The sequence below is a fragment of the Bacillus sp. NTK034 genome, from assembly GCF_017303275.1.
GTDB lineage: Bacteria > Bacillota > Bacilli > Bacillales > Cytobacillaceae > Cytobacillus.
This window is the reverse complement of the sequence record NZ_JAFKOJ010000001.1, coordinates 277372-299351: the sequence shown is the minus strand read 5'-3', so window position 1 is coordinate 299351 and position 21980 is coordinate 277372. Positions and strand designations below refer to the sequence as shown.

Genomic DNA, 21980 nt, shown 5'->3' with positions numbered 1-21980 from the left:
AGACACTTTAAGTATGATTCCGACTGGGTTCGAACCAGCGACCTCTACCCTGTCAAGGTAGCGCTCTCCCAGCTGAGCTACGGAATCGTTATAACATTCCCCTGTATTGGGGACAATATAAAATATACTTCTTTTTCTCATAAAAGTCAATACCTATATTTCATCCATAAACTATAAAGTTAGCAGCTGGGAAACTAGATTACATTCCCATTACAAATTCTGCATTTATGCCTTAAAGGTATCTTTTTAAGAATTTTTGCTTTATAATGCCCTCTATATGATTCTTTTGTTAGCTGAATCAAACCATACAGGGTTACGGAAGGAGAAATTTTAATGAAAAAACTAATGTACCCCTTTTTACTAGTATTAATATCTGCCGTTTTAGCTGCCTGTGGAGCTGATGATGAAAGCAAGAGTGCAGATAAAAAAGAGGAAGCGAAAACAGCTGAAACCGAACAGCAGGACCAGCAGAAGCAAATGGAAGAAATGCAAAAGAAAATGGACAAACAAAAGCTTGAAGAAGAAAAGACTGTTGCCATTGTTAATAACCAGGAAATTCTTGGCCGTGAGTATAACAGCGTTCTTACTTCATCACAAATGATGTATCAGCAAATGGGACAAGACCCTACTACTAAAGATGCTGCAGAGAAAATCAAAGAGCAGACACTCGACAGTCTAGTCGGCCAGACACTTCTTCTCCAGGAAGCAGACAAAAAAGGCTACAAAGCTTCTGATGAAGAAGTCAAAAAGCAGCTGGAAGAAACAAAAGGACAATTCAAGGACGACAAGGAATTCGAAACAGCAATGAAACAGGCTGGTCTTAACCCCGACTCATTAGAGAAGGAAATTGCCAACAATATTAAATATACGAAATATATTAACGGCGAGATAAAACCAGAGAAAGTCACAGATGCTGAAATTCAGAAATTCTATGATGAATATGCCAGCCAGGGTGGTGCTGAAGGACAGGAGCCGCCAAAATTGGAGGAAGTAAAACCTCAGATTAAACAGCAGCTCGAACAGCAAAAACAGCAGGAAATGCTGGTTAAGCATGTAGAAGAATTGAAGAAAAGTGCAAAAATTGATATAAAGGTATAAGAATCTTTAAAACAGTTCCTGTTTATGGGAGCTGTTTTTATTTGTTTGAGATTTCATTAAGCTGATAAGTGCTATTTCCTATAGTGCCCTGTTATGAATACTGTTTTATTTTCTTCCTTTTCTTTCCCTTGAGAATTTATTTATATACGGTAATATGTATTGGGGAGGATACAACATGATTAAACACACAGCATTCATTCAAATAATTGCAGGTTATTTAATTCTCACTCTCGGTGTCTCATTAATTATATTATCCAATCTTGGTGCAGGTGCCTGGGACACTGTTTATGTTGGCCTTTTTAATAAGTTCGGTCTGACTATTGGAACATGGTCATTTCTGGTAACAGCATCCCTTATTTTTTTCAATGCTCTGCTGATTTGGGAAAAACCGCAGTTTAAATCATTTATTGGAACCATTTTAGCGAGTGTGGGCATCGATTTTTGGATGGAGCTTGTTTTCAGCGGCATCACAGTGACAAACTTTCCCGTTCAGATTATTGCCTTCATCATTGGTGTCTCTTTCCTTGGCTTTGGGGTATCTATATATATCCGTCCGCAACTATTCAGCGGCCCAATTGATGGATTAATGATCGCAACTGCCAAAAGGCTCAATATCAGCATTAAGACTGCACGTCTCATTAATGAATTTTTAGCTTTGGCCATTGGCCTTATCTTAGGCGGTCCAGTTGGATTGGGCACATTGTTCGTAGCCACCTTTTTAGGCTTTGCCATACAATACGGAACCATCTTGCTAAATCACTTAAAAGATAAGGGATTAAAGATTATTTAAAAGACTTCATTTGTGAAGTCTTTTTTTATACGAACAAATTTTCGCATCCCGCTTGATAAAGAACACGCGTTCGTATATAATGTAAATAAAAGTAAGGAGGGATTTCTCTAATGAAAGGAATTCTTTATCGAGCTATGGAAGAGAGAAAGCCTGTGGAAATCATTTATCTCTCCAAACGCAATTCATTTACACAAAGAAGAATATTAATCAAAGAACTTCGAGGCAGCACGATTTTAGCCTATTGTTTATATAGAAAACAAATGCGCATCTTCAACTTGAACCATATCATGTCCATTTTGCCCGAAAAGAAAGCTCGCCAGATTAGCTAAAAGGAGCCTTCTTTCAAAATATTTCATTTTAATCATCAAAGCCTGTATTTCACATGGGAAGTACGGCTTTTTATTATGCTCCTTTCTTTCTCCGATTATCTGGTCCTCATTCGGGTATATACTCTCTAATCGGGATTTGGCCTTAAATAATTTAAGCTAAAGAAAGGAAGGATTTTATGAAATGCTACTCATTGATTGCTGCTTTGTTTTCAGCAATCCTTATACTGGCAGGCTGTAATCAGAATGAAGAGCAAATTGCAGAGGATGAAGACAAGAATAATCCTTCTACGGAAGAACAGCGGGCGGAAACAGAGGAAGCTCCGGAAGATAACAAAAAGATCACTGAAGAAGTTGGTTTAGGAGACACACGGGATCTTTTCACAAAGGCTTATGGGGAAAATAAAAATAATGATGAAATAGCCCGCTTCAACGGAGACAGTATGCTGGTAGAGTTTCAAACTCATCGGGCAGTAACTGTTGAGCTGCAATTTGAAGATATGGAAAAAGATATGAGTAATGAAGAGGTTCTTGCTTTTATCGAAAAACGCATTCCGAAAGATGCTGAAGAGGTGAACAGATTTAAAGATGATAACAATCAGCGTGAAATCATTGAGTATAAAAGCCAACTATTAAAAGAAACCCTCAGTGATGAAGTATATGAAGGAGATAAACCTGGTACATTCACTGTGTTATTAACCAGCAGCGAAAACGATTATGTTAATGCCACCCTTTCAATCGGCCATAGCGATCAAGGAGCCTGACAGGCTAATCTGCAGAAACAAAAAGGAAGGATCTCATCATGTGAGCATCCTTCCTTCTTAATTTATTTATTTATTTATTATGCTGTTTGCGGTTTTGCCTGATCGTCTTTTTTAATGAAAACCTGCAATGCAATCAACAGGACAAAAATTACTAATCCAACAATATCAGTAACCCCTTCAGGGTAGATAAGCAATAGACCCCCTGCAATTCCCAGCAGTCTTTCAAAAATATTCAATTTACGCAGCCAGTAGCCAATTACGCCAGCGCCAATTGCCATCATACCTGCCAAAGCGGTGAATACTACCCAAATTAGGTAATACCAGGTTGTATCAATCATCAATAACTCCGGTGAAAGGACAAACATGTATGGAATTATAAATGCCCCGATCGCAAGCTTGGACGCTGATACTCCCGTCTTTATCGGATCTCCGCCAGATACACCAGCCGCCGCAAATGCTGCAAGAGCAACTGGCGGTGTGACATCTGCTACAATACCGAAATAGAACACAAATAAGTGAGCAGATAAATCAGGTACCCCAAGTAGGATGATTGCCGGGGCGGCTATTGTTGATGTTATAACATAGTTTGCAGTTGTAGGTGACCCCATTCCAAGGATAATTGCTGCAACCATTGTCAGCATCAAAGTTGGGATCAACAGCCCTCCTGAAAGATCAAGAAGGCCATTCGCCATCTTTAATCCAAGACCTGTTTTAACAACTACTCCAACAATAATACCTGCAGCAGCTGTTGCTGCAGCAACGCCCAAAGCCGTGCGTGCACCATCAACTAATGCATCGATAGCATCTCTGAAACCAATGCGCGTTTCCTTGCTTATCATACTTACTGCAACCGTAATTACAATTGACCAAAGAGCAGCACGTATTACACTCATTCCGCTCATTAGCAGGATGATAACTGCCAAAATTGGCAGCAGCAGATAAATCTTCTTCATTACTTCCTTTCGGTTAGGCATCTCTTCATCTTTCAGCCCTCTAAGTCCTACACGTTTTGCTTCGAAATGAGTCATTATCCAGACACCGGCAAAATAAAGAAGTGCAGGAATAGCTGCTGCCTTTGCAATATCCCAGTAAGTAATGCCGCCTCCAATAAACTCAACCATCAGGAATGCAGCAGCACCCATGATTGGAGGCATTATTTGGCCGCCGGTTGATGCAGTCGCTTCAACTGCGCCAGCGAATTCTTTCTTGTATCCAAGCTTTTTCATCATTGGAATGGTAAAAGAGCCTGAAGTTACTACGTTAGCTACAGAACTTCCACTGATGGTTCCCTGTAGAGCACTTGAGAAAATGGCAACTTTCGCTGGCCCGCCAGTTCTCTTTCCGGCGATGGACACAGCTAAATCATTAAAATACTGCCCTACACCAGTTTTTACAAGAAATGAACCAAATAACAAGAATAGGAAAATAAACGTAGCAGATACGCCTAAGGGGGTACCCAGGATTCCCTCTGTCGTAAAGAACATGGTCTGCACCAATCTTTCTAAATCAAGACCCCGGTGCGCCAAAAATGCCGGCATATATGGCCCAAACATAGCATAGGCGAGAAAAATGACAGCAATAATGGTTATTGGAAGTCCTACCGCTCGCCTTGTCGCTTCCAGAACCAGAAGCACTGCAATTAGTCCTACATAAAAATCTATCTCGGTCAAACGGCCGGCCCTCATGACAATTTCATCAATAAAAAGCGGCCAATAAGCACCTACAGCAATACCCAGTATGGCTAAAATGATATCGTACCAGGCAACTTTATTCTTTCTTCCTCTGTCTTTCTTCCTTGCAGGGAATAATAGAAATATTAGGGCTAATGCAAAGCCTAAATGAATCGAACGCTGCAGCTGGGCTGTAAGCATCCCAAAAACCCCTGTATATAAATGGAACAATGAAAATGCTAATAGCCCAAAAAAGACAATCCAGCCTAATACGCCTCCTAATTTCCTTGTACCAGCCTCTGGATCGTATTTTTCCAGCAATTTCTGCTGTTCCTCAAGAGATAACGTTTCCCCTTTATTTTCCAAGGATATTCACTCCTTTCAACACCTCGAATAAGTTTATTTTTTTCGCCTTTATCCGTACCCATGTGCCAGGTTCGATATAATCTGAAAGGACATATTCTTCGCCTTTCAAAATCAATCTGTGATTTGCTCTCACCTTACCAAGCCTTAAGTCAAATGAAGGAAAAACCCTTTTCATATTCTTAATATAATATTTGCCGTCCTTTTGTTCAAATGTTTCTCCATCTGAGGCATTATCAGGCATGCCGATGGCAAAATCCTCATACATGAGTTCGAACAATTTAATACTTCCATCCCCGGTTATACTATAGCTTTCTACAACATCTGTAAGATGGATGGAGTGTGTATACTTTATTTTAAAGGTTCTGTCCTCTTTAATCGGGAAATAAGCAATCACTTTTCCTTTGTTTTGATACTCAAAAACAACTGCCTGCTTAATGGGTATGAAGAACATGATTGCGATGGTTATGATAACGAGGAGTGCCAGGACCGCTTTTTTATTCCCTGGCTTATAAAAATTCATGGAACCTCCACCTAAAAAATTTTGTCAGCTTATACAATAATTTTTTTAAAATTAATTGACCGGCGCAATAACCTTATCAGGTTTTACAGCCGGCCAAATTTCATCATTGGATTATGTTATTGAAAGATTATTCAGCTTTAAAGCCTTTTTCGTCAAAGTACTTTTTAGCACCAGGGTGCAGTTCAATGCCAGTACCTTTGACAGCATTTTCTGCCTTAATCATTTTCCCTTTGGCATGTGTAACTTTGTCAAGGTTCTCAAAGATTGCTTTCGTAACATCATAAACTACATCCTCTGAAAGGTCATTTGAAACAACAAGCATTGCCTGTACTGCTACTGTTGGCACAGCTTCTGCAAGCTTATATGTTCCTGATGGCACTTCATCCTGTACATAGTAAGGATATTTTTCGATTAATGCATCGATTTTGTCCTGTTCAATCGGAATGATCACAACATCTTCAGTTGCAGAAAGTCCTTCAACAGCACCTGTAGGAGTTCCTGCTGTAACGAATGCTGCATCAATATTGCCATCCTGAATTCCGGCAGTTGACTCATCAAAGGAAAGATCCTGCTTTTGAATGTCATCCAATTTGATTCCGTGCACTTCAAGAATCTGTTCTGCATTTGCAGCAGTTCCTGAACCAGGAGCTCCGATTGAAACTTTTTTGCCTTTTAAGTCTTCAACAGATTTAATGCCAGATTTTGCAGTAGTAACGATCTGGATTGTTTCCGGATAAAGCGTTCCAATCGCACTCACATTATCAACTGCTGCACCTTCAAACATTAATTTTCCTTCTTGTGCATATGAAGCAATATCAGTTTGAGAGAAAGCAATTTCAGCATTGCCGTCTTTCAGTGTGTTCATGTTCTCTGCAGATGCACCTGAAACTTCAGCATTTGTATCAATGCCTGTAGCATCAGAAATAATCTCAGCGAATGATCCGCCCAGCGGATAGTATGTACCGCCTGTTCCACCAGTTACAATGCTCATGAATTTAGGCTTGTCTGCGCCGCCTTCTCCATCGCCGCCGCCTTCATCTTTTCCGCCGCCGCAGGCTGCAAGAACCATAGAAAGCGCTAACAGCAAAGCTGTGGCTAGGAATATACTTCTCTTTTTCATCCTATTTCCCCCTTATAAAGATTAGATTTTATCAATTATATACTAACATAAACCTTATCTGAATTGTCAAATGATCCCTCCTTGCTTTTTATATTTGCTGTTAATTGTTCTTATAGCATGCTGATTCCCCTCCTCTGTAAATTTTACCTATAATAAAGCACCATGGCCCATGAATGAGAATGCATGTAAAAAGCAATTCCTATATATATATGATAAAATCTCTATGTAAACTCTTACATAACAGAACTAAACGGAGGAACAGAAATGATGGATTACCCTAGAGGATCAATACAAGATACTGTAATCGAAAGCAAGGAACTTGGCGAAGAGGTTGAGCTGCTCATTTATTTGCCCGCTTCCTTTTCACCTTTATATAAATACACTGTTGTTATTGCCCAGGATGGCAAGGATTACTTCCAGCTGGGGAGAGTCGGGCGCATCGCAGATGAATTATTAAACGAAAAAGAAATCGAAAATATCATCATTGTTGGAGTCCCTTATAAAAACGTCAAAGACAGATGGAAGAAATATCATCCGGACGGTGAACAGCATAATGCTTATATCCGTTTTCTTGCACATGAGCTTGTTCCATATCTTGACCGTGAATTCCCTACTTATCAAATGGGAATGGGACGTGCCCTTATGGGAGACTCCCTTGCGGCAACTGTTTCATTAATGGCGGCCCTGCAATACCCTAATACTTTTGGGAGATTAATTCTTCAATCACCTTATGTTGATACCTCCGTTACAGAGGCAGTGCATGAATTTACGCAGACCCACCTTCTTAATATTTATCACGTTATCGGGAAAGGCGAGACATCTGTAAAAACCACAGGAGGTGCAGAGAAAGATTTTCTTACTCCAAATCGGGATCTATCCAGTTTGTTTAAGCAAAAACAATTTCCTTACTTCTATGATGAATTCGATGGGGATCATACATGGACATACTGGCAGCCAGATTTAAAAAGAGCGCTAAAGACAATGTTTTAAATTTGAAATTGTGTGAAAAGCACTATTCTTTCGCGATAAAAAGATTACCTCGACACACTGTTTTTTATTATGAAAAAAGGTATAATTATATAATGAATTTAGAAAATTTGCTATAATAGACCAACCAAGTGTTTTTCATTTCGTTTAGCCTGCCAGTTAAAAAAATATTAATAAACATGGAGGTTGTTGTATGAACACTAATTACGGCATAGTTATTTTCCCGTCAAAAAAATTGCAGGATTTGGCCAATTCTTTTAGAAAGCGGTATGATCCGCATTATGCTTTAATTCCTCCTCATGTAACTTTAAGATCGCGCTTTGAAGCATCTGAAGAAGAAATAAAACAGCTGACGGAAACACTTCATGGAATAGCTGAGAAACACGAGCCATTTCAAATAAACGCTACAAAAATAAGCTCTTTCCAGCCTGTCAACAATGTCATTTATTTCAAAATTGAACCTTCAGTCCAGCTCGAAGAGTTACATATTGAACTGAATGATCATATTACTGGCGAAACACCTGAATATAATTTTGTCCCCCATATTACCATCGGACAAAAACTCTCCAATGATGAACATTCAGATGTATATGGGAGCTTAAGAATGCAGCCTGTGAATCATGAAGAGGTTGTGGATCGTTTTCATCTTTTATATCAGCTGGAAAATGGCTCATGGACCGTCTATGAAACATTCAGGCTAGGAAAGGAATAGTGAAAAAAGTGGAAGTTAAAGTTGTCTCATCTGAACAAGAATTGGACGATGCCTTCTCCGTCCGCAAACAAGTTTTTATCAACGAGCAAAATGTTCCTGAAGAAGAGGAAATTGATCAGTTCGAAGACGAAGCAGTCCATTTTGTATTATATAATAATGGCATTCCCGCAGGTGCCGGAAGATTCCGCACAGTTGACGGCAATGGCAAAGTGGAAAGAATATGCGTTCTGAAGGAGAACCGCCAGAGCGGATCAGGAAAAGCAATAATGGATAAAATTGAAGAGCATGCTAAGAAACAAGGCTTGCCTGCCTTAAAATTAAATGCCCAGACGCAGGCTATCCCTTTTTATGAAAAGCTGGGCTATCAGGTAATCTCCGAAGAATTCATGGATGCTGGGATTCCCCACCGTACAATGAAAAAAACGATATAACCGACAAGCTTCTGCCAGGAATGGCAGGAGCTTTTTGTATGCAATAATTTTAGGGCCTTCTGCAAACACTATTCCAGATACAGCAATTTAAGGAGTGGTTTGAATGGAATATTTACATATCATAAGTGTACTTGTGATAGGATATATTTTCTTATTTATTATGGCAAAACTCCTGGGCAAAACACAGATTACACAGATTACTCCTTTTGATTTCATCTCTGCCATCGTGCTAGGCGAGCTGGTGGGAAATGCCCTATACGATCAGGAGACTGGAATCCCGGAAATATTCTTTGCTGTTGCAGTATGGGGGATTCTCATCTACGCAACTGAAATCCTTACCCAGAAATTTAAAAGGGCACGTAAACTCCTTGAGGGTGAGCCCTCTATTGTTATAAAAAAAGGAAAAATCGTCTATGAAGAACTGAAGAAAAATCATCTCGACATTAATCAGCTCCAGCACCTCCTCCGTTCAAAGGACGTTTTTTCAATCAGGGAATGCGAATATGCTATTCTTGAAACAGATGGAACGGTCAGTGCATTGAAAAAACCGCTTTACTCGACACCAACCTTACAGGATTTGAATCTCCCTATTAATATGATCGAGCTGCCTGTAACATTAATTTTAGACGGAGAAGTGATTTGGGATAATCTCAAAAGCATCAATTGGGACGAAGCAAAGCTTATTAATGAAATTAAAAACAACGGCGCAAATAATGTCAAAGGTGTCTTATACGCTGAGTGGAAAAAAGGAGAGGCTTTGCACGTGCAAACGTACTAAGCCTCTCCTTCCTTTTTTTATGGGTTTAGATACCATAAGTTAGATAACTTGTCCAGCTCCAGCGCCTACCCCCTCGAGGTCACAAGCTTGTCTTGTGCTTGTCAGGGGTGGGCAGGCACTTCCGCTTTTCTTAGATGCATTCACTGATATAGCGGCCTTTGCCCGTCAGCTCGCCGTATGTTTCTTCTGCTTTTTTTCTGGTGCTGCGTGTTTGGATATCTGCCCGCTGCTGAGGATTTGATTTGGTTAACCTTCTTTGAATTTCAAGAGGAAGCTCATGACGGAAACCTTTTGAATTGGATTGTGCCGATATTTTGGCAACTGGCACGAAACGAAATGGATCATATTTTGTGCCAATCTCTCTTTCTGCATACTGATTATATTGATATGAAGTTACAGGTAAAATGTAGCCCATGAATGCCCCTCTCTCCATTCTTTATGTATCTGTTTATTAAAGGAATACGAAACAATATTTATTTTTATGTACCCGTTTACATAAAACTTTAAACAGAAAAGCACTTTAGAATCCTTTACCGGTTTGTTATGATAAAATCGGTCTTATTGTTAGAAGATGATTAATAACTTAAACTCGGCAATTTATAAAAATGGGGTATTTTTTATGAAGACAGCAATTTTACTTAATAAAACAGTGAATCTGGAACAATTAAATCGAGAAAGTTTTCAGCATATTTATGAAGAAGGCAAAAAAGGAAAGCTGTTTTGCCCTGATTGCGGAGCTTCTGTCCGTTTGTATTTAGGAATTATGGATGAGCCTCATTTTTATCATATTCAGCAAAGCAGCAGAATGTGCAAGGATAAGATGATGAAACAAGAATCGGCCAAGATTGAGACTGAAGAATATATAGAAAGAAATGGCTTTAATATGCCTGTTTCAAGGCAAATTGCTTCTGCTGCTGTAAAAGAAATCGAATCAGCCTTTAAAAAAGCTCAGCCGGCAAAAAATATCCCCCCCTATATCCAAGAAAGCACTCAAAATCCAAGTTTCCCTGATGAATACTTAAAGTCCCTTTCACAAGCAGGAGTCTTTTTGGATGAACAGCAGGCAGCTGCTGTCTCACATATTGATGGGCCTCTGCTCGTTCTTGCAGGTGCAGGGAGCGGCAAGACCAGAGTTTTAACAACCAGGACTGCTTTTATGCTGCGCGAAAAAGATATCGATCCTAAATCCATAATGCTCGTTACCTTTACAGCTAAGGCTGCTGCTGAAATGAAGGAGCGCCTTACCCAATATCCCGGAATGGATTCACGAAAAGTCAGGCAAATCGTTTCCGGCACTTTTCACAGCTTGTTTTACCGGATTCTCTCCTTCCACAATCCAGAAAAATGGTCTTCCGGCAAGCTGCTTAATAAAGAATGGCAGAGGGAACAGATCATTAAGGAATCCAGCAAAGACTTAAAGCTCGATGAAAAGGAATTTGCCTTTGACCTTGCCCTCCAGCAAATTAGCTTTTGGAAAAATTCTCTTATGATACCTGGGAAGGTTCATCCAAAGAATGATTGGGAGGAACAGACCGCGATTCTTTATCAAAGGTATGAACAAACCAAATTAAGAAAAGAATTATTTGATTTTGATGATATGCTGACAGGCTGCCATTCTCTTTTTCATGAAAAGCCTGAAATTCTTGAACAATATCAGAATCGCTTTCATTATTTCCTGATCGATGAGTTCCAGGATATTAATAATGTTCAATATGAGCTTATGAAAATGCTGTCCAATAAAACAAAAAATGTCTGTGCAGTGGGTGACGATGATCAATCTATTTATGCTTTCAGAGGAAGCGATCCCCAATATCTTTTAGATTTCGAAAAAGATTTCCCTGGTGCTAAGGTTATAACATTGAATCAGAATTACCGCTCTGCTCACGAGATCGTATCAGCTGCAAACCAAATCATATCTTTAAATAAACATAGACGCGCAAAAAGCATGAATGCCCAATTTTCTGGTAAACAGCATCCTTTCCTCTTTTTTCCTTATGATGAGGAAGAAGAAGCTACGATGATCATGACTGATATGCAGGAAAAAATTGAAGAAGGATATGAGCCGCAGGATTTCGCAGTATTATTCCGTACCCATACCGGGAGCAGGGCCATTTTTGAAAGGCTGGCCAATTCCAGTCTGCCGTTTAAATTAGATCAGGATGCCGAATCATTTTATGATCGGTTTATTGTTCGAAGCATGCTTGCTTTTCTAAAGTTATCGTTAAATGAGGATGACCAGAATGCTTTGAAAGATATGCTGCCGTCTCTGTTTGTTAAACAATCAGTCCTTCAGGATATTAAGGCAGAAAGCATCTTGCAGGATTGCTCAATGCTGGAGTGCCTAAAGTTTATAAAAACAGGATTTGCTTTTCAGGAAAGCAAGTTAAAAAAAGTGATTCCTGTTACCAGATCCATCTCAGGACTCAGTCCCCTCACTGCAATTGAAACGGTTGAAAAAGAGCTTGGCTTCCAGGACTTTTTAAAAAAACGAGGTAATGAAGGCAATAAAATGGATAAAGGCTCTGATGATATAAAAGATTTAAAGGTCGCTGCACGTAACTTTCAATCTCTTCATGAGTTTCTGGAACATACTGAACATATGAAAGCCATGAACAAAGAAATCAAGCGCCTCAGCAGGAATAAGGATAATGCTATTACATTAAGCACAATCCACCGTGCAAAAGGGCTTGAATATAACGTTGTTTATGTTGCCGGTGCAGTTGAAGGAAACCTCCCGCATGATCACGCACTAGAAGCTTACCGTTCAGGTGAATCTTCCCCATTAGAGGAAGAAAGAAGGCTGATGTATGTTGCAGTAACAAGAGCCAGGAAGGATTTGTATATTTCTGTGCCGGAAAAAAGGCGCGGACGAAAGTCATATGCCTCAAGGTTCCTTGCTCCCATTACAAGAAGCGGCAGGAATAAAGGCAGTAATTAACAGAAGAACCTGGCTGATTTATATCGCCAGGTTTCTCCTGTTATTTTTTATTTATCATCTGCGAAATGGTATTAAAGTCAAGCTGTTTTCCATCAGCAACGATCGATTTCACAATCTTGTCTTCCGTATCCTTGGAAACGGGTTTGTTAGCAATTTGCGAAACCCTCTTGATTACATTTCGCACTGTTTTTTCATCTTTAAAATTTGCATTCTGCAAAGAGCCGGCCAGTTCAAAAACATCCTTCATATTTACGCCTGTTTTCTTTTCAAGGTTTTTAAAAAAGTTATTATCCATCCTGAACACTCACGCTCCTTCATTTACTCCTTTATATCTTATGAAGGTAGGCGGAAAACGTGAAATGTATTAATAATTTATGTACCATATATGCAAAAAAGCCAACACAAAACCTGCTGCCGGTTCTGAGTCAGCCTGTGTAAATCTAATTGTAGAAACTTGCTCCGACGATAATGAGTAAAATGAAAAGAACAACGATCAGAACAAACGTATTTCCATAGCCCCCGCCATATCCGCAGCCTCCATAGCCATAGCCCATGCCTCTCACCTCACTTAGATTTCTCCCTACAACATATGTGTTAATTAAGCAGGGGGTATGGGCAAGCTCCCAAGGCAGGCTTGGTTTATTCGGTCAAATTGTAATAAGGGCTTGTTTTTAATTAACTTGAAGATCATTCTTGTGTAAATTTTTTATATCTAATGCCACTTAGCCTTTTGGCTTGAAAATAAGGGCACCGATAAATCCGAAGATTATCGCAGCTGAAATACCGGAGCTCGTTACTTCAAACATTCCGGTCAATACACCGACAAGCCCATGCTGATCAGCTTCCTGAAGGGCTCCATGGACAAGGGAATTCCCAAAGCTGGTTATGGGGATCGTCGCGCCGGCTCCCGCAAAGTCTGCAAGTGGTTCATAGAGTCCAACTCCATCAAGAACAGCTCCTATTACAACCAAAAGACTTAATGTATGGCCAGGTGTTAGCTTAAAAACATCAAACATTAGCTGGCCAAATACGCAAAATAGGCCTCCAATTACAAAAGCCCAGAAAAACATAGGCAGCATACAAATTCCTCCTTTAAGTCATTTCGATAGAAACAGCATGAGCAATACAAGGGATGCTCTCATTTTGCTGGAATGTCAATGGGGATAATAGTGCACCCGTAGCGACGACAAGAATTCTCCTATAAGTCCCCTGTTTCATTCGATTCAATAGATGTCCATAAAGGACAGCAGCCGAGCATCCTGCACCGCTTCCTCCAGCTTGGACTGGCTGATCATCTTTATAAATCATTAAACCGCAATCCTTAAATTTCTCTCTGTCTATTTTCAATCCATTATTTGTGAGCAGTTCATAAGCGGTTTCCTGACCAATTCTCCCCAGGTCCCCTGTGACGATCAAATCGTAATGCGATGGATCCAGCTGCATGTCTTTGAAGTGTGCAGTAATGGTATCTGCTGCTGCAGGCGCCATGGCTCCTCCCATATTAAAAGGGTCTGTCAGTCCCATATCGATAACTTTGCCGATTGTGGCAGAAGTGGTAACCGGCATATTTGAACCAACTCCTTTCGCTGAAATCAGAGCCGCACCTGCACCAGTTACTGTCCATTGGGCTGTTGGGGGCTTTTGGCCTCCATATTCTGTCGGGTATCTGAATTGTTTTTCAACAGCGGCATTATGACTGGAAGCACCTGTCAAAACGTAATCAGCACCTTGGTAATTAACAATAAAGGATGCGAGCGCAAGTCCTTCCATTGAAGTTGAACAAGCTCCGAAAATCCCGAAATACGGGATTTGAATCGTTCTTGCACTTAAACTTGAAGGTGTGATCTGATTAATTAAATCCCCGGCAATATAAAACTGAACATCCTCCTTTTGGATATTTGCCTTATTTAAGGCCGTCTGTCCCGCCTCTTCCAAAAGGATTCGGTGTGCTTTTTCATAAGAGTCTTCACCCATCCATAAATCATCATGAAGAACATCAAAATCCTCTGACAGGTTGCCGTTTGCCTCAAATGGCCCGCCGGATACACCAGCAGCTGTAATTACCGGGCGGTTTTGAAAGACCCAAGATTGTTTTCCCTTTAGCATTAAATTACCCCCCAAATAATTAATAACGTTTTAATCAGGGCCACTACAAAAGCCGAAAACACACCAAATAGAATAACCGACCCAGCAAGCTTGAACATGTTCCCGCCTACTCCCAGCACAAAACCTTCCGTACGATGCTCAATAGCCGCTGAAATCACAGCATTTCCAAAACCAGTTACAGGAACTGCGCTGCCTGCTCCGCCAAACTGGCCCAATCGGTCATAAACGCCAAAACCTGTCAGCAGCATGGAGATAAAAATCATGGTAGCAACTGTTGGATTTCCAGCTGTCTGTTCCGTGAAGTTAAAAAAGTAGATATAAAAATAAGTGATTGCCTGTCCGACTACACAGATAAGCCCTCCTACCCAGAAAGCACGAATACAATTTTTCAAGACCGGGCGCTTCAGCTCATGTTTTTGCTCAAGCTGCTCATATTGCTGCTGTTCAGGTGTTTTATTTGCTTTTTTACTCATACCCCTTCTCCCTTCCTATGTCATTTCATTTTTAAGCTTAATGATTTTATCAAGTTTCTTTTTAGCCTTTTTGTCTGTAAAATCGGGATCTTTCATTTTTTCCTGGAGTTCTACTGCCTCAATAAAGATTTTATAATCGCTTGAAACAATGAAGTTCTCATCAGGGTATTTTTCCTCAAGCATTTTTGTCATTTTCTTTTCAATTTTTTTCATGTGGAATCGCTGCAAGTGCTTCACTTTATAAGCAACAAGTGTATCCCCATTGCTTTTGACCACTGCAACATCATAAAGTTCTTTCATTTTTTCGACATCATGCTCAATATTTTCAACTAAATCCAAATTTCCCTTTGTATTTTTATCAATTAATACGGCAGGGGGATTAGTCGTTTTGAGGAGCGCAAGGTCGCTTTCCGTCACCTTTCCGTCTCCGCTGCAGCCTGATAATAAGATAAGTGAAAATGCAATAAATGATAAAAGTCTTTTTTTCATAATAGTCCCTTCCTATGTAGAATCTTTAATTATATTGTCCTCGAATTGTTTTGGATTTATTTACACCACTATCCATCCTATTTTTTCCAGAAATTAAACAATAAAAAAAGCCGGTATATCCGGCTATTGAGCTTTCTTCGTTTTTTTTCCGCATCCGCATCCCTTTTTCTTTTTCTTGCTGACAGGCTGTGATTTTTCCGTTTGCTGATTTTTATAATCATTTAGCATTGATGAGGCCCTCCATTAATCAATAATTTCCTCTATTTAATTTATGCTGAGCCTCAATGCTTGTGTAAAACAAATGCCTACGCGATTGTACAAAAAGTTATATGCTAATTTATTAATTTTTGCACCAGGGATTCGATAATAGCTGCAAGTCCGGCAACTGCCAAAATCATCAGTATTGGAGCTGACCAGGATGCATAAAAGTAATATACAGCATATATAAATATGGCACTCCAAACCCCTGTACACCAGTAACAGCTTAAAAGCTCCCCGAAAAATCCCCGAATTCTTCCTTCTCTTACCACCAAATATATCTCAGTTTCTCCAACTTGATTTTTTTCTTCTACTTCTTTAAGGAAAGGCTTGCGCAAAAACTCAGTTATTTTATCGTATACCATTAATCTTGTCAGCCTGAAGCTCGCAAGTGAGAGAATCAACAGTTCCATAGCTGATATATCCATGTTTTCACCTCAATTTTAAAAATAGCCTATTTTTTTGAAAATAAGGCGTTTGTCCGTATCCCAAAGGGCCCGCCAGCAATATGTTAGTAGTGTAGACCACAAGAAACAAACAAGGAGGAAAACAAAAATGGGTTGTGGAAAAAAAGACGACTTCAAAGGCAAAAGCTGTGTATGTGAAGTAGTTCGTGCTATAAAAGATATTCAAGATAACGCAGAAGATGTGTGCGAATGCCCTTCAAACTGTTTCCTGGAGCCGCTTGGAGCGATATCACCTTCAAGCAAACGCCGTCATAAGCGTCCGGATACTCGAGTCTTCACACTAAAGACAGCAGATGGTACACCATTCCATGCATTCTTTAAAGGAGATGACTGTGCATGCGTATCCATCTTCTTCAGAGTAGAAGAAGTTTTCGATAATTGCTGTGCCGTGCTCCGAGTACTTCTTCCAGTAAATAGGAAAGAAGGTCGTGACAAAGTAGTCAACCTGGCTGATGATTGCTGCATAGACTTGAAGAAAGTTTGTGAGGTAGACTATTTCTTAGCCACTGATGACTGCGTAACTGTTGATTTAACATGCTTCTGCGCTGTTCAATGTATTGCAGATGTTGACCTGGATATCTGTGAAGACTAATTAAAAGAGGCCAGCCGACCATTCGGCTGGCTATTTTTCGGCCGACATTCTCAAGCATCCAGTTTTACCGTCTTAGACCAATCATTTTTACTGCATTTAAAGATTGAAGATTTAATTGTTCGATTGTATCATCAAACAGCTTAACCTCGATGCATTCTTCATTTCTTGAAACCAAAAATCCCCTTATAGCCTTATCGCCGGTTTCAAATATACATGGTATGGGCGGGAGCTGTTTAGGGAATTCAATTAAGTATTCCAGGCGCTCAAGCGTATCCATTTCCTTAAAACTTTTTACACGATTGAAAGCAGGCTTTCTTTTTTCAGTGGTGAAAGCAAAGGATGCACTTTCTTTTTTCTCTTCCCTGCCTGATTCAAATTCTTCAATAGCTGCCTGCACCTTTACTTCGGTCATATTTTCGATCTTTTCATCGGACTCCGTCTGGTCATTTATTGTTTTCGCGGGTTCCGTTACACTGCCTTTTTGTTCCTGTTTGCGCTCCAGCTCTGCTTTTCTGCTGGAATAGACTGTTTGCATCTTCGTCTCTGGAAATTTAAAACTCGGCTGCTGTATATAAAATAATGGTTCCTTCTCTTTTTTCTCAGCCATTTTTTTGCACACCTCCGCAATCTTAATGTTTCATCGTATTATATGTATGCAGAAGATGGGCTTTCGTTTCTGATGTAAATAAAAAAAGCCCGCTCACATTAGAGCAGGCAATTTCTATTAGAGTATATGATAACCGGAATCCACATGGATATTTTCCCCGGTAATTCCGCGTGACAGGCTGCTGAATAAGAATAATGCTGTATCCCCTACTTCTTCCGGAGTAGTTGTTTTACGGAGAGGAGCCCGTTCTTCAATTTCTTTCAGGATAGAATTAAATTCGCTGATCCCTTTTGCAGAAAGAGTCCTGATTGGACCTGCTGAAATGGAATTAACCCGAATTCCATCCTTACCAAGGTCGTTGGCTAAATATTTGACACTTGCATCAAGAGAGGCTTTTGCTACACCCATAACATTATAATTTTTCACAACCTTTTCACCGCCAAGGTATGTGAGAGTCACAATGCTTCCGCCTTCTGTCATTAATCCTTTTGCCTCCTTGGCAATTGCAGTTAGTGAATAAGAGCTGATATTGTGAGCTAATAGAAACCCGTCTCTTGTCGTGTTCATATATTCTCCCTGAAGTTCTTCTTTATGGGCAAAGGCGATGCAGTGGGCAATTCCATGAATTACACCAGCTTCTTCCTTAATCGTGCCAAAGCATTTCGCGATATCTTCATCACTTGTTACATCACAAGGAAGAACTAATGACTGTACATCCTCCAGTGAGTCTGCCAATTCACGCACACTTTTCTCAAGTCTTTCTCCCGCATATGTAAAGATTAAGCGGGCACCAGCATCATGAAGTGATTTGGCAATTCCCCATGCAATACTTCTTTTATTTGCCACACCCATTACAACGAATGTTTTTCCATTTAGTGAAAGAGTCATTTTAAAATCCTCCTGATTTATTATTACATGTTATTAGTACCTAGTACTAATTGTACATCAATTCATCTGAAAAGAAAAGCCGAAAAAATCCTGCTCTAAAAGCAGAACTTTTTCGGCAAGACAGATGTCAGGCAGCCCTAACACCATTCACAAAATTCAAGTTCCCTTTTTAATTCATCAACGTATTCCTTAGATCCCGTAACAATCAGGCGGTCATTGACATGCAGTTCAGTATCACCGTGCGGAACAATTGAATCTTTTCCTCTAAATATGCGTACGAAAATTACATCCCCTGTAAAAGGGAATCGCCGAAGCATCATGCCTTCAAACTGCTCATTCTTTAATCGGATCTCATATAAAGCTGTCTCCTGGTTCGTTAAAATGTTCACCACACTTGGTGACTCGATTAAAGCACGAAGCAGCGCCTTAGACGAAAGAATGGTTGAAAATAGCTCAATATCATGTTCCCGTAGAGTTTCTTCCATATCAGGGCTTTCCATCCGGCAAATGACACGATCCACTCCCTTTTCTTTAAAAGCAATGGATAATGTGGCATTTGTCTCTTCATCACCTGTGGAGATTACTACAATATCTGAATTAAATGCTTCTGTACCTTCAAAATTTTCAATATCAAACTCCTCAATTTCAATGATATCAAACAAAGAGTCAGCTATCTGCTTTTCCGCCTTTTCCTGCTTTTTATGATACAAAGCTGGTTCGTAAAGGGATGACTTAAGTTCATTATAGATTGGCATAGTCATCTGATTTGCACCAATGAAGGACACTTTAAGCTTTTTCTCTTCTGCCGCTTCCTGAGGGAATAGCTTTTTAAAGACTACAGGAGTAAATATACTTGTAATGACAGCAACCAAGATCAATGTTCCGCTCATTTCTGCGGTTATGACGTCCATTCTTTCACCTATCGTTGCTGCAGCAATAACAAGTGAAAGAGTTGAAGTTAACAAGAAACCCGAGGCAATAACCGTTTTGATGTCATACCATCTTTTTAAAATATAAATCGGGATCAGTTTTGAGAGCAGTAGAGCAATCAGCAGCAATGGAATAAGCATGAGCATCTTGGGATCCCCAAACAATGACCATACGTTCAGATCAACCCCTACCATCACAAAGAAAATCGGGATGAGGAATCCATATCCAAAAGAATCCAGCTTATGAATCATTTCCTGATTTGGTGCCAGCAATGATACAAGAACCCCGGCCAGGAACGCACCTAATATATTCTCTGCCCCAACTGTTTCTGATAATGCCACAAGGAAAATGATCAGAGCAAATACTGCTCTTGTTCCAATCTGAACAGTCCCTGTAGACATCGCTTCAAGGAAATTTAGGTTTTTGAACCTTCTTCCCAGGAAATAAAGCAATACACCTACGCCAAATAAGACGAGAAGCAGCCAGGTATTCCCTCCGCCTGTATCATTTAATGAAACAAACACAGCCAGCAGAATCATCGTAGCCAAATCTGCAATAACGGCAATCAGCAGAATGATTTGCCCTATACCTGTTTTCATTAAATGCGCTTCCTTAAGTGTAGGAACCACAACTCCCAGAGAGATGGTCGAAATAATTAAAGTCATTAAAAAAGCATTATCAATGAATCCTGCCCAGACAAATAAATGTGATAGACCCAATGAAACCAGAAATATTCCTATAAATACAATGGAAGAAACAGCAAAAGAGTTTGGCTCAAGCTTCCCGCTTGGGAGCTTTTCTCTCTTCTTTGCAGAAGAAAAAGCTGTGAAGTCAATTTCCAGACCACTCAGGAACATCAGAAATATAAATCCAAGAGTTGAAAGAGTTTCCAGCCACATATCTTCATGCACGATATCAAAACCGCTCTTACCGATAATCAAACCAATAAGAATTTCTGCAACCACTACAGGGATGAAATTAATTTTCAGCCGGTGCAGCAAAATGGGCGTGATAAAAGCTGCCAATATAACAATGACCAGTGATGCTACCGATGCCCCATGTTCCATAAAATAACCTCCTTAGCCTGTTAAGTAGCTCATAAATAATGTCGCCATTCCAAAATAAATTAAAATACTGATTAGATCATTAATAGTTGTAATAAATGGACCTGATGCTACAGCCGGGTCAATTTTCATCCTGTGCATAAGCAGAGGGATCAGCGCACCGGCAAGAGTGGCTACTATTAATGTAAACAAAATTGAAACGCCAACTAAAACACCAAGAAAGAAGTTTCCCTTCCAGAAGTAAACAATGAAAGTAACAAGAATACCGCAAATGCCTCCATTAATTAACCCAGTCCCGGCTTCCCTTATCACCAGTTTCCACTTATTTTCTTTCTCCAGGTCTCCTGTAGCAATACCCCGGACAGCAACGGCCAACGCCTGAGTCCCTGTATTTCCTGCCATCCCTGCAATAAGAGGAATGAAAACAGCCAGAATCGCAACCTTATCCAATGTATCCTCAAATCTTCCGATAAGGCTTGCAGTTAACATACCTAAAAACAACAGGATGATAAGCCAGGGAAGCCGTTTACGCGCTGCAGAAACTGGATTCCGGTCAATATGATCCATATCCGATACAGCAGCCAATTTAGAGTAATCATCAGATGCTTCTTCTTCCATAACATCCATAACATCATCAACTGTAATAATACCCAGCAAATGGTTTTGAAAATCTACAACCGGAACGGCAAGGAAGTTATAGTCTTTAATTTTTCTTGCGACCTCTTCCTGATCTTCGCCAACTGATACGGAAACTACTCTGTCATTTGTAATTTCCGAAATCATCGTATCATCATCACTTACTATTAAATCCCTTAATGAAATAACGCCAATAAGTTTCTTCTCGTCATTAACAACGTACACATAATAAATGGTTTCCGCCCTTGGAGCTTCATTTTTCAGGATATACATAGCAGAACGAACCGTCTGATTGGCTGACAGAGAGACAAATTCCGTCGTCATGATACTTCCTGCTGTATATTCTTCGTAATGAAGCAAATCCTTAATTTCTTTTGCCGATTCATCATCCATAATTGTCAAATAGCTGACAACCTGGTCTTTGTCAAGTTCATTTAACACATCAACGGCATCATCGGCATACATTTCTGAAAGCATATCCGCAGCATAGTGGGGATTCATCTCAGCTAGGACGTCTTTATATTCTTCTTCCTCAATCTCCAGATTTTCAAATAGAGCTGCCATTTCTTCCGGAGAGAGATATAGATAAATTTTTGCCCGGATGTCCTCATCCAGATCTTTAAAAAATGAAGCCTGATCATAAGGGTGCATATCAAGAAATTCATTCCTGAAGATATCAATTTCTTCATTTTGTAAAGATTGGATTAAAAGACCGGCATTGATGTGGGAATCAGACTTTTCCTCTGCGTGATCTTCCATAAGAATTTACCTCCTCTCATACAATGAAACCATCCTTTTGGAATGTTATCCCCAGCACAGGAATTCTGAGAAAATGGGGACAAATTCATTCTAGCTGTGGAATTGATATTGCCTGCACAAACCACAAGCTCTTTGCCCATTAAAACGCATAACAGGAAAACGTACTTCACTATACTAGCAAATCTTTGTTTTTTTGTCGTCTCTGAACAAC

General features: G+C 39.9%; 25 protein-coding genes and 1 tRNA gene. 10 read left to right on the top strand and 16 right to left on the bottom strand.

The genetic code is table 11. From position 1 onward, the window contains the following. Positions 1-14: 14 nt before the first annotated feature. Positions 15-87: transfer RNA gene (locus JI665_RS01580), tRNA-Val, on the bottom strand. Between the two features lie 246 nt (positions 88-333). Here JI665_RS01580 and JI665_RS01575 point away from each other — a divergent pair. The 4 genes from JI665_RS01575 (at position 334) to JI665_RS01560 (ending at position 2978) form a co-directional block, all read left to right on the top strand. Then, complete coding sequence (locus tag JI665_RS01575; protein WP_206835405.1) at positions 334-1098, top strand: SurA N-terminal domain-containing protein; 765 nt, start codon at positions 334-336, stop codon at positions 1096-1098. A 175-nt stretch (positions 1099-1273) separates the two neighbouring features. Continuing rightward, a complete protein-coding gene (locus JI665_RS01570; protein WP_206835403.1) occupies positions 1274-1888 on the top strand; it encodes a YczE/YyaS/YitT family protein in 615 nt (204 codons plus the stop codon). Between the two features lie 110 nt (positions 1889-1998). Beyond that, positions 1999-2217, top strand: a complete 219-nt coding sequence (locus JI665_RS01565) for a hypothetical protein (protein WP_009331165.1) — start codon at positions 1999-2001, stop codon at positions 2215-2217. A 176-nt stretch (positions 2218-2393) separates the two neighbouring features. Then, entirely contained in the window at positions 2394-2978 is a 585-nt protein-coding gene (locus JI665_RS01560) for a hypothetical protein (RefSeq protein ID WP_206835401.1), read from the top strand. A 77-nt stretch (positions 2979-3055) separates the two neighbouring features. Here the strand turns inward: JI665_RS01560 and JI665_RS01555 are convergent, their stop codons facing one another. From JI665_RS01555 to JI665_RS01545, 3 genes are all read right to left on the bottom strand, one after another. Further along, positions 3056-5014: a TRAP transporter permease gene (locus tag JI665_RS01555; protein ID WP_206835399.1), complete on the bottom strand. Its 1959-nt coding sequence runs from the start codon at positions 5012-5014 to the stop codon at positions 3056-3058. Continuing rightward, positions 5004-5534, bottom strand: coding sequence for a DUF1850 domain-containing protein (locus JI665_RS01550; RefSeq protein WP_206835397.1), 531 nt, complete (start codon positions 5532-5534; stop codon positions 5004-5006). Before JI665_RS01550 ends, JI665_RS01555 begins: the two co-directional genes overlap by 11 nt. 127 nt (positions 5535-5661) lie before the next feature. Next, positions 5662-6654: a TAXI family TRAP transporter solute-binding subunit gene (locus JI665_RS01545; protein WP_206835394.1), complete on the bottom strand. Its 993-nt coding sequence runs from the start codon at positions 6652-6654 to the stop codon at positions 5662-5664. A gap of 264 nt (positions 6655-6918) precedes the next feature. Between JI665_RS01545 and JI665_RS01540 the strand changes: the two genes are divergently transcribed. The 4 genes from JI665_RS01540 (at position 6919) to JI665_RS01525 (ending at position 9562) form a co-directional block, all read left to right on the top strand. Then, entirely contained in the window at positions 6919-7644 is a 726-nt protein-coding gene (locus JI665_RS01540; RefSeq protein ID WP_206835391.1) for an alpha/beta hydrolase, read from the top strand. A 190-nt stretch (positions 7645-7834) separates the two neighbouring features. Next, entirely contained in the window at positions 7835-8353 is a 519-nt protein-coding gene (locus JI665_RS01535; RefSeq protein ID WP_206835390.1) for a YjcG family protein, read from the top strand. Positions 8354-8361: 8 nt separating this feature from the next. Beyond that, on the top strand, positions 8362-8784 hold the full coding sequence (locus JI665_RS01530) for a GNAT family N-acetyltransferase (protein WP_206837613.1): 423 nt from the start codon (positions 8362-8364) through the stop codon (positions 8782-8784). 103 nt (positions 8785-8887) lie between these two features. Next, on the top strand, positions 8888-9562 hold the full coding sequence (locus JI665_RS01525; RefSeq protein WP_206835385.1) for a DUF421 domain-containing protein: 675 nt from the start codon (positions 8888-8890) through the stop codon (positions 9560-9562). A gap of 130 nt (positions 9563-9692) precedes the next feature. Here JI665_RS01525 and JI665_RS01520 read toward each other — a convergent pair whose 3' ends face one another. Continuing rightward, a complete protein-coding gene (locus JI665_RS01520) occupies positions 9693-9977 on the bottom strand; it encodes a hypothetical protein (protein ID WP_206835383.1) in 285 nt (94 codons plus the stop codon). 204 nt (positions 9978-10181) lie between these two features. On the opposite strand from JI665_RS01520, the gene JI665_RS01515 reads away from it, so the two are divergent. Beyond that, positions 10182-12500: a UvrD-helicase domain-containing protein gene (locus JI665_RS01515; RefSeq protein WP_206835382.1), complete on the top strand. Its 2319-nt coding sequence runs from the start codon at positions 10182-10184 to the stop codon at positions 12498-12500. A 40-nt stretch (positions 12501-12540) separates the two neighbouring features. Here the strand turns inward: JI665_RS01515 and JI665_RS01510 are convergent, their stop codons facing one another. The 7 genes from JI665_RS01510 to JI665_RS01480 form a co-directional block, all read right to left on the bottom strand. Next, complete coding sequence (locus JI665_RS01510; RefSeq protein ID WP_206835380.1) at positions 12541-12795, bottom strand: stage VI sporulation protein F; 255 nt, start codon at positions 12793-12795, stop codon at positions 12541-12543. Between the two features lie 145 nt (positions 12796-12940). Then, the gene (locus JI665_RS01505; protein WP_019381501.1) at positions 12941-13054 is read right to left on the bottom strand and encodes a YjcZ family sporulation protein; all 114 of its coding nucleotides are present in this window, start codon (positions 13052-13054) and stop codon (positions 12941-12943) included. 168 nt (positions 13055-13222) lie between these two features. Further along, positions 13223-13579 carry a stage V sporulation protein AE gene (spoVAE, locus tag JI665_RS01500; protein WP_206835378.1) on the bottom strand — a complete coding sequence of 119 codons (357 nt, stop codon included), beginning with the start codon at positions 13577-13579 and terminating at the stop codon, positions 13223-13225. A 13-nt stretch (positions 13580-13592) separates the two neighbouring features. Further along, a complete protein-coding gene (spoVAD, locus tag JI665_RS01495) occupies positions 13593-14606 on the bottom strand; it encodes a stage V sporulation protein AD (protein WP_206835376.1) in 1014 nt (337 codons plus the stop codon). Next, entirely contained in the window at positions 14606-15079 is a 474-nt protein-coding gene (gene spoVAC, locus JI665_RS01490) for a stage V sporulation protein AC (RefSeq protein ID WP_061791561.1), read from the bottom strand. Before spoVAC ends, spoVAD begins: the two co-directional genes overlap by 1 nt. A 15-nt stretch (positions 15080-15094) precedes the next feature. Further along, a complete protein-coding gene (locus JI665_RS01485; protein ID WP_206835373.1) occupies positions 15095-15568 on the bottom strand; it encodes a YhcN/YlaJ family sporulation lipoprotein in 474 nt (157 codons plus the stop codon). A gap of 332 nt (positions 15569-15900) precedes the next feature. Beyond that, on the bottom strand, positions 15901-16254 hold the full coding sequence (locus JI665_RS01480; protein WP_206835369.1) for a DUF1360 domain-containing protein: 354 nt from the start codon (positions 16252-16254) through the stop codon (positions 15901-15903). A gap of 127 nt (positions 16255-16381) precedes the next feature. Here JI665_RS01480 and JI665_RS01475 point away from each other — a divergent pair, with 127 nt between their 5' ends. Then, the gene (locus JI665_RS01475; protein ID WP_206835365.1) at positions 16382-16885 is read left to right on the top strand and encodes a CotY/CotZ family spore coat protein; all 504 of its coding nucleotides are present in this window, start codon (positions 16382-16384) and stop codon (positions 16883-16885) included. Between the two features lie 64 nt (positions 16886-16949). On the opposite strand, the gene JI665_RS01470 is transcribed toward JI665_RS01475, so the two are convergent. From JI665_RS01470 to mgtE, 4 genes are all read right to left on the bottom strand, one after another. Next, positions 16950-17492 (bottom strand): CotO family spore coat protein, encoded by a 543-nt coding sequence (locus JI665_RS01470; protein WP_206835363.1) that lies wholly within the window; start codon positions 17490-17492, stop codon positions 16950-16952. A 117-nt stretch (positions 17493-17609) separates the two neighbouring features. Continuing rightward, the gene (fabI, locus tag JI665_RS01465; RefSeq protein ID WP_206835360.1) at positions 17610-18380 is read right to left on the bottom strand and encodes an enoyl-ACP reductase FabI; all 771 of its coding nucleotides are present in this window, start codon (positions 18378-18380) and stop codon (positions 17610-17612) included. Positions 18381-18517: 137 nt separating this feature from the next. Further along, positions 18518-20377 (bottom strand): monovalent cation:proton antiporter family protein, encoded by a 1860-nt coding sequence (locus JI665_RS01460; protein ID WP_206835357.1) that lies wholly within the window; start codon positions 20375-20377, stop codon positions 18518-18520. A 12-nt stretch (positions 20378-20389) separates the two neighbouring features. After that, positions 20390-21769: a magnesium transporter gene (gene mgtE, locus JI665_RS01455; protein WP_206835354.1), complete on the bottom strand. Its 1380-nt coding sequence runs from the start codon at positions 21767-21769 to the stop codon at positions 20390-20392. Positions 21770-21980 lie beyond the last annotated feature (211 nt).

Coding starts and splice junctions, on each gene's coding strand:
- JI665_RS01560 (WP_206835401.1), top strand. CDS start 2,394: ATGAAATGCTACTCATTGATTGCTGCTTTGTTTTCAGCAATCCTTATA.
- JI665_RS01550 (WP_206835397.1), bottom strand. CDS start 5,534: ATGAATTTTTATAAGCCAGGGAATAAAAAAGCGGTCCTGGCACTCCTC.
- JI665_RS01545 (WP_206835394.1), bottom strand. CDS start 6,654: ATGAAAAAGAGAAGTATATTCCTAGCCACAGCTTTGCTGTTAGCGCTT.
- JI665_RS01510 (WP_206835380.1), bottom strand. CDS start 12,795: ATGGATAATAACTTTTTTAAAAACCTTGAAAAGAAAACAGGCGTAAAT.
- JI665_RS01505 (WP_019381501.1), bottom strand. CDS start 13,054: ATGGGCTATGGCTATGGAGGCTGCGGATATGGCGGGGGCTATGGAAAT.
- mgtE (WP_206835354.1), bottom strand. CDS start 21,769: ATGGAAGATCACGCAGAGGAAAAGTCTGATTCCCACATCAATGCCGGT.
- JI665_RS01525 (WP_206835385.1), top strand. CDS start 8,888: ATGGAATATTTACATATCATAAGTGTACTTGTGATAGGATATATTTTC.
- JI665_RS01475 (WP_206835365.1), top strand. CDS start 16,382: ATGGGTTGTGGAAAAAAAGACGACTTCAAAGGCAAAAGCTGTGTATGT.
- JI665_RS01540 (WP_206835391.1), top strand. CDS start 6,919: ATGATGGATTACCCTAGAGGATCAATACAAGATACTGTAATCGAAAGC.
- spoVAC (WP_061791561.1), bottom strand. CDS start 15,079: ATGAGTAAAAAAGCAAATAAAACACCTGAACAGCAGCAATATGAGCAG.
- JI665_RS01570 (WP_206835403.1), top strand. CDS start 1,274: ATGATTAAACACACAGCATTCATTCAAATAATTGCAGGTTATTTAATT.
- JI665_RS01470 (WP_206835363.1), bottom strand. CDS start 17,492: ATGGCTGAGAAAAAAGAGAAGGAACCATTATTTTATATACAGCAGCCG.
- JI665_RS01575 (WP_206835405.1), top strand. CDS start 334: ATGAAAAAACTAATGTACCCCTTTTTACTAGTATTAATATCTGCCGTT.
- spoVAE (WP_206835378.1), bottom strand. CDS start 13,579: ATGCTGCCTATGTTTTTCTGGGCTTTTGTAATTGGAGGCCTATTTTGC.
- fabI (WP_206835360.1), bottom strand. CDS start 18,380: ATGACTCTTTCACTAAATGGAAAAACATTCGTTGTAATGGGTGTGGCA.
- spoVAD (WP_206835376.1), bottom strand. CDS start 14,606: ATGCTAAAGGGAAAACAATCTTGGGTCTTTCAAAACCGCCCGGTAATT.
- JI665_RS01460 (WP_206835357.1), bottom strand. CDS start 20,377: ATGGAACATGGGGCATCGGTAGCATCACTGGTCATTGTTATATTGGCA.
- JI665_RS01565 (WP_009331165.1), top strand. CDS start 1,999: ATGAAAGGAATTCTTTATCGAGCTATGGAAGAGAGAAAGCCTGTGGAA.
- JI665_RS01480 (WP_206835369.1), bottom strand. CDS start 16,254: ATGGATATATCAGCTATGGAACTGTTGATTCTCTCACTTGCGAGCTTC.
- JI665_RS01485 (WP_206835373.1), bottom strand. CDS start 15,568: ATGAAAAAAAGACTTTTATCATTTATTGCATTTTCACTTATCTTATTA.
- JI665_RS01520 (WP_206835383.1), bottom strand. CDS start 9,977: ATGGGCTACATTTTACCTGTAACTTCATATCAATATAATCAGTATGCA.
- JI665_RS01515 (WP_206835382.1), top strand. CDS start 10,182: ATGAAGACAGCAATTTTACTTAATAAAACAGTGAATCTGGAACAATTA.
- JI665_RS01535 (WP_206835390.1), top strand. CDS start 7,835: ATGAACACTAATTACGGCATAGTTATTTTCCCGTCAAAAAAATTGCAG.